Genomic DNA, 1322 nt, shown 5'->3' with positions numbered 1-1322 from the left:
GTCGGCGTCGGCGCCGCCGCTCGCGGGCAGCGGGTTGGTGACGGCGCCGACGCCGAGCGGCTTGCTGATCACCTGGCTGATCCGGCCGGCCGGGACGTTGCCGGCCCGGCCGCCGCCGATGCGGTAGCGGGCGGTGACGTTCTCGCTGCCGGTGGGCAGCCGCGCGCCGTGCAGGCCGTCGCCGAACTCCACCGCGGCCCGGCCGTCGGTGCCCGCGGCCAGCCGGTAGACCTGGTCGGCCGGGCCCGCTTCGCCGAGGTCGGCCGTGCGCCGCCAGGCCACGTCGTCGACGCGGACGGTGAGGGATTCGTCGCCGCCGTCGGCGGTCGTCGACGGCAGCCAGACCAGCGGGCCCTGCTTCAGCGGCAGCACCTGTCCGGCGCGTCCGCCGTCGCCGCTGCCGAGCACCTCGGTGACGGTCTCCCCCGCGGTGGCCGGCACCACGTTGCCGTGCACGACGACGGTGTCGCGGCGGTAGCGGTGGGCGAGCGGGGCGGTGAGCAACAGGGTGGTGCGCACCCGGGCGTCGGCGGAGCCGCCGTCGAAGGCGTGCCGCACTCCGGCGAGGACGGCGAGTTCGGCACCGGGGACGCCGGGGCGGCGGCCCGGCACGGCGCCGTCCGCGGGCGCGGCGTCGGGCAGCACATCGGTGCGTTCGCCGGCGACGACGAGCAGCCGGCCGGGGGTCAGACCCTCGAAGGTGCCGTCCAGGTCGATGGCGTCGCCCGCCACGTCGGTGAGGTCGGGCGAGGGCGCGAGGAGGAGCGGCACGGGCGCGGCCCACACGGTGGTGGCGCGGCGGGCGGCGATGTCCTCGGTGTCCTCCGTCCACGGCGCGTCCAGGCGCAGCCGGGTCACCCGGACCGCGTCCAGCTCGTTGCCGACGGCGATCCGGTCGGCCTCGAGGACACGCAGGACGCGGGTGCGGGAGCGGCCCGCCACCCGGACCGCGATCCAGCTGCCGGGCTGGATGTCCTCGTGCACCGCGTCCAGCAGCAGGACGTCGGCGGCGAGCGGGGCGGTGCCGCTGTCGCGGGCGGGCACGGCGGAACGCAGCAGCCGGCGGACCCGCTCGTCGTCGGGGACGGCGGCGCCGAGGGGGGCGGTGGTGAGACGGAAGTGCAGCACGCCCGGCGGCGGGGTGCCGGCCGGGGCGACCGCGGCCAGCGCGTCGTACAGCGAGGCGGTGAGGCCGGGCCGGTTGCCCGCGAGGAGGCGGGGCAGCGCGTCGGAGCCGGCGCCGAGGACGGCGCCGACGGGGGGCGGCCCGACGGGCTGGGTGCGGGGCGGGGGGCCGGCGCGGCCGAGGGCGTCGAGCAGCG

At 79.3% G+C, this 1322-nt stretch carries 1 pseudogene; it reads right to left on the bottom strand.

Annotation, left to right across the window (positions count from 1 at the left end):
• A pseudogene (locus CCN42_RS43055) lies at positions 1-1322 on the bottom strand (baseplate J/gp47 family protein); the annotation flags it as partial.

It is taken from the genome of Streptomyces glaucescens, assembly GCF_002154375.1.
Lineage (GTDB): Bacteria > Actinomycetota > Actinomycetes > Streptomycetales > Streptomycetaceae > Streptomyces > Streptomyces glaucescens.
Note: the sequence above shows the minus strand (reverse complement) of the source record. Positions and strands in the feature narration are given on the sequence as shown.